3 protein-coding genes are annotated in these 6,000 nt (G+C 63.2%); all 3 read left to right on the forward strand.

All coding sequences use genetic code 11. The annotated features are described in order from the left end of the window. Window positions 1–24 precede the first annotated feature (24 nt). The gene (locus tag ABB29_RS12885) at window positions 25–3,399 is read left to right on the forward strand and encodes an Ig-like domain-containing protein (RefSeq protein WP_211260742.1); all 3,375 of its coding nucleotides are present in this window, start codon (window positions 25–27) and stop codon (window positions 3,397–3,399) included. A gap of 86 nt (window positions 3,400–3,485) precedes the next feature. Beyond that, window positions 3,486–4,511 (forward strand): OmpA family protein, encoded by a 1,026-nt coding sequence (locus tag ABB29_RS12890; protein WP_057659727.1) that lies wholly within the window; start codon window positions 3,486–3,488, stop codon window positions 4,509–4,511. Window positions 4,512–4,607: 96 nt separating this feature from the next. Then, window positions 4,608–6,000: DUF6923 family protein (locus ABB29_RS12895; protein WP_211260744.1), on the forward strand; the 1,393-nt coding region annotated here is incomplete at its 3' end.

The raw sequence follows: 6,000 nt of genomic DNA on the forward strand, positions 1-6,000 counted from the left end.
GTTCGGATGTGGCGTGGGTGGCTCATGTTGAGGTTGAGAAACAAATCGGTTGCCGTTTCAACGTCGGTGCTGTCGCTGGCAATCGTCAGTGCGCTGATGGCGGCCCCGGTGGCGTTGGCCGATGAAGCAGGGGCGCAGCCGCGACAGCTGTCGACCGCTCAAAGCCTGTACGGCTCCGAGGAGATCCAGGTCGAAGTCGAGCGCGACGGTCTGCCGGCCGATGGCCAGACCCCGGCCAAGATGCACATCCGGATACTCGACAGCCAGGGCCAGCCGCTGCAGGGCGAGGTGCCGCTGACGGTCACCGCTTCGGCCGGTCGTCTGCAGATTCCGGGCGCGGCCACCGATGAGGCCGGCCTGGGCTACCGTGATCTGGACGTCGCTACGCCAGGTACCCAGCTGATTGCCAAGGATGGCGTGGCCGAGATCTGGCTGCTGGCGCCGGTCCAGCCGCAGCGTGTCGATGTGCAGATCAGCACGGAAAACAGCACCGTGGCCCGTGGCGAACTGACCTTCGTACCGGAACTGCGCGAGATGATCGCCGTCGGCCTGGTCGACGGCATCATCAATTTCGACAGCAGCAATCCGCTTTCGCTGTCGCAGGCCCGTCCTGACGACGGCTTTGAAGACGAAATCCGCAGCTGGTCGCGTGAAAGTGGCGATGGCAAGCGCGACACCGCGCTGCGCACCGCTTTGTTCCTGAAGGGCAAGATCAAGGGCGATGCGCTGCTGACCTTTGCCTACGACAGTGACAAGCCCGGCCGCGATCGTCTGTTCCGCGATCTGGATCCCGAGCGTTGGTATCCGGTCTATGGCGACTCGTCGATCGTCGGTTTCGAGGCGCGCAGCAACAGCCGCCTGTACCTGCGCATCGACAAGGACCGCAACTATGTCATGTACGGCGATATCGCCACCGGCGCCGGCTTCAGCGAGCGCTTTGGCCAGGGCGATGTCGCCAGCACCCAGGTCCGTGACCTGGGCCAGTACAACCGGGCGATGACCGGTGTCCGCGGCCATCTGGAAAACGATCGCGGCGTGCTGGATGTGTTTGCCGCCGACGACAACCTGCGTCAGGTGGTGGAGGAATTCCCCGGCCGCGGCCTGTCCGGCCCGTATACGGTCAGCAACAGCAGCAGCGCGGTGCTGGGGACCGAGCGTGTGGAAATCATCATCCGTGATCGCTATGCGCCTTCACGGATTGTCGAGACCCGTCAGCTGTCGCGTTTCGTCGACTACACCTTTGAACCATTCAGCGGTCGCATTCTGTTTACCCGCGCGGTGCCTTCGGTCGATGAAAGCCTGAATCCAGTCTCGGTGCGGATCAGCTATGAAGTCGATCAGGGTGGCGAAAACTACTGGGTCTACGGTGTCAGTGGCCAGTTCGATGTCACCGGCAATTTCAATATCGGCGGCAACTACGTCAAGGACGAAAACCCGCTGGCGCCGTTTGAACTGGCCAGCGCCAATGCCACCCTGAATCTGGGCAGGAACACCTGGCTGCGCGGCGAATATGCGCATACCAACAGCGCCATCAATGCGATCGGCGGCAACATCTACACCATTACCCCGATCCTGACCTCGGGCGAAAACGTCAGCGGCGACGCCTGGCGCGCGGAGTTCGGCCATAACGGCGCCCGCAGCAAGATCCTGGCCTGGTATGGCGAAAGCGATGCCGGCTTCAATAATCCTTCCTCGTCCTATCTGGGCGGCCGCCGTCAGGCCGGCTTCGATACCCAGCTGCGACTGGGTAGCGCCGAGCGCGAGTTCTGGGAACTGTATGCGCAGGGCAGCTGGATCGATGACCAGATCACCGGCGCCGACCGCACCCAGGTGCAAGCCGGCGCACGGGCTACGCCAATTGACTCGCTGACCCTGGAGTTCGGCGCCAACTATGTCAGCGAACATGCAGGCAGCGCGCTCGGCAATGGCCTGAGCATCCCCGGCAATCTGACAGCACCTTATGGCGTGGGCGTGGTCAGCCCTGGTCTCGGCGGCGGCTTTGCCGGCGGCGCGGCCAATGCGCTGAACCCGGGCACCGGCCAGACCCTGTACAACACCGGTGCCGGCTGGAGCGGACGCTACGGCAGCTGGGTCGGCAACGGCCTGGCAGGCGTGGCGGTGGAGTACACCGCACTGCGGATGGGCGCGACCTGGCGTCCGACCGACAAGTTCGACCTGTCGGCTGAAGTCGAGCAGGACGTCAATCATTCCGAACACCGTCGCGCTTCGGTCGGCATCGGCGTGCAGGTCCAGGACAAGACCCGTCTGTATGGTCGTTACGAATGGAATACCGGTCTGAGCACGGTCGCCACCAGCAATGGCGTCACCGACCCGGTGACCGGCAACCGCATCCCCAGCCCGTACGAAACCAATGCCCTGGTGCTGGGCGTGGACACCGAGTACATGGAAGGCGGCACGCTGTTCAACGAATACCGCATGTACGACAGTTTCAGTGCGCGACAGGCGCAGTGGGCCAGCGGTGTGCGCAATCTGTGGCAGATCAACCCCAACCTGACTCTGCAGACCGGTTTCGAGAACCTGGAAGTGCTGGATGGCAGCGGCCAGCAGTCGACCGCCGCCAGCGTCGCCGCCGAATGGCGTCCGGACGAACTGTGGTTGATCAATGGTCGTCTGGAATGGCGCCGCGCCGATTCGTTACGTGCCGAGAGCGATCCCGGCCTGCCGGTCCAGGGCTATCTGACCGAAGGCTACGACACCTGGCTGTCGACCTTCACCGTGGCCCGCAAGCTCAATCGCGACTGGACCGTGCTGGCGCGCAACTATTACCTGCTCAACGACTACGACAGCGATCTGCAGGACAGCTACGAAGACCGTTTCCAGGTCGGCTTTGCCTATCGCGATACCGACACCAACCGGGTCAACGTGCTGGGCAAGTACGAATACTGGACGCGTCGCGATCAGGCCCTGACCGGGTTGCTCGACGATGACAACTTCTTTGCCGGTTACAAGGGCTATGACAAGCACGTCGCCTCGGTGCACGCGGACTGGCATCCGAACCGGGTGTGGTGGCTGACTGGTCGCGTGGCCGGCAAGCGCCAGACCGATCTATTCGACGCCGGCAACCAGCGCTTCACCGCCTATCTGGTCGGCGGCCGGGTCACCTACGGCCTCAGTGAACGCTGGGACGTCAGCGCACTGGCTTACCAGAACTGGACCCCTGGCGGCGCCACCCAGTACGCGCTGGGCGCCGAGGTCGGCTATCTGGTCACTTCCAACCTGTGGCTGTCGGCGGGTTACAACGCCCGCGGTTTCCGCGATGACGACCTGACCGGCTCCGAATACACCAACGAAGGCGTATTCCTGCGACTGCGCTTCAAGTTCGATGAAGACCTGTTCCAGGGCGACAACGCCGACGTCAACCGGTCGCTGCCGCGATGAAACGCTTGCGCCAGCGCGACCGCCGGACCCGGTCGACGACCTCCATTTCCCATGCATCACGCACCACCCATTCGAGTCAGATTGCCATGAACCAGACAACCTCATCCTTCTCACTTGCGCGTGGTATCCGCGTGTTTGCCATCGCTCCGGTCATGCTGCTGGCGGGCGTCATCGCCCATCCGGCATCGGCACAGCAGCCAACATTGCAGTCGGCGCCGGAACGCATCAGCCAACAGGCCATCCATGCTGATCATGGTGCCTACGAGGCAACCCAGAACCGCATCCGCGCGCTCAATGATCGTGCCATCGAAGTCGACAACTATCAGCTGGCCAAAGCCCAGTGCTGGCTCGATACCAGCTTCCACGAATACACCCGCAACGATCGCGGCGGCTATCCGCAGGCGGCCCTTGACGAAGCGGTGCGCATCATCGGCGCGCTGGAGAGTGATCAACAGCCGGGCATGCAGACGCCGCTGGTCAACAATGCCGATAAACTGCGTGTTGATCTGTGGCAGAAGTTCGATTCGCTGAAGCAGGCGACGGGTTTTTCCTGCGCAGCCCAGGCCACGGCCTGTGCCGAAGTCGAGCTGGTACACGCCGGCAACGAAATCCACGATGGCGGCTGGCGGCATGCCAATCCCTACATCCAGATCGCCGAAGACCTGGTCAGCAAAGCCGAGCAGCAGGCCGCGGATTGCGCGCCTCCGGAAGCGCAGGTCGAGCGCTTCGATCTGGAGGCCGATGCACTGTTCAAGTTCAATGGCGCAAGCAACAGCGACATCCTCGAAAAGGGCAAGCGCCAGATTGAGGAACTGGTGGCCCAGTTGGGTCAGGTCTACCTGAGCATCGAACGGGTGGAAGTGGTCGGCCATACCGATCGCCTCGGCTCGAGCCAGTACAACCAGCGGCTTTCCGAACAACGCGCCGAGACCGTCAAGCAGTTCATGCAGGCCGCCGGATTCAGCGCCCCGATCAACGCCAGCGGTCGCGGTGAAAGCATGCCGACTGCGGCGACCGCCGGATGCAAGGGTGAGCGCGCCAGCGCCGCGCTGGTGAAATGCCTGCAGCCGGATCGCCGGGTCAGCATCGAAGTTACCGGTACCAGGAAATAAACCAGCGCGGGCAATCACCGACTGGAACCACTGATTTGCACATCCAATCTGCAGCCACGTCCAACGCGTCCGGCGCACAGATGACCGAGTGAAACCATGAACATGCACGAGACCGTCAAATCCACGTATCCGCGCCACCCGCAGGGGCGGCCGACCCTCGGTCGCAGGCTGACTGGCTGGGTTGCCAGCGTCGCACTTGCGGTGGCCGGCCTGATCGCCAGCGATGGCGCGCAGGCGGCGGTGCCTTTCGAAGGCTGCCCGCTGGATGCTTACCAGACCATCGAAAGCGAGAATCCGGCCGACCGCTATGGTCTGTATGGCATCGACCTGGCCGAGGGCAGCCAGACCCTGATTGGCACCCTGGGCAGCACCGCGGTATTCGATCCGGATTTCAACGGCATCGGCTTCAACGAACGCGATCGCTTCATTTACGGGTTCAACAGGGCCGAGCAACGCCTGGTCCGGATCGGCAGTGACGGTGCCGGCGGTGCCGAGTTCGCTTCAGCAGGGCCGGTGACGGGCCTGCCGGCGGGGTTCCGGACCTATGTGGCCGATATCGGGGATGACAACAATTATTACGCCATGAACGATCAGGGCAGTCTGTGGAAGATTGATCTGGCGACCAACGCCGCCACCCTGGTCGGCAGCTTCACCTCGGCGGTCGGCCGGATCACCGACATGGCCTTCAATCCCCTGGATGGCCAGCTGTACGGCGTGGGTTCGAATGGGCATATTGTCCGCATCAATCCGCTGACCGCCGCATCGGTGCGCGTGGGCAAGATCGAGGTTAACCCAGCCACCTACGGTGCGGTGTACTTCGATTCGCAGGGCACGCTGTACGCCAACCCCAACAGCGGTGAGCAGACCGAACGCATCCGCAACGTACACACGGACACCCCGGTTGCCAGCAAGCTGCCTGCCCTGGGCAGAAGCACCCCGAGCAACGATGGTGCGCGTTGCAAACGCGCGCCGCCACCGGTTGCCGATTTGAATGTGCTCAAGACGCTGGACAGCGAAGACGGCGATGTCGACGGCTTCGCCGAACCGGGTGAAAACCTGACCTACAAACTGACCGTGACCAATATCGGTGTCATTGCCAGCGGTGCGCACACGTTCTACGAAGTGCTGCCGGCCAATACCACGCTGGTCTCGATCACCGGCGGTACCAGCAGCTGCGCCGCCGGCGACGAGGGCGCACGCCTGTGCGTCATCACCGTACCCGGACCGGTTGCGCCGCAGGGCGGTACCGCGGATGTGTTCCTGACTGTCAAGGTGGCAGACCCGTTGCCGGACGATGCGGCTGAAATCACCAACATCGCCACCGACGATACCGATTCGCCACCACCGGAAGGATGCGATGCGACGACTGGTGTCTGCAGCACGCCGCCGGTCTGTGATCCCGCTACCGATCCGGATCACTGCGTGGTGACGCCGCTGACCTTGCCTGATGTTTCGATCAGCAAGGAACTGACTGCTGGCGGTCCGACCG

Origin of the sequence: Pseudoxanthomonas dokdonensis (assembly GCF_001431405.1) — a bacterium.
In the GTDB taxonomy this organism is placed as follows: Bacteria; Pseudomonadota; Gammaproteobacteria; order Xanthomonadales; family Xanthomonadaceae; genus Pseudoxanthomonas_A; species Pseudoxanthomonas_A dokdonensis.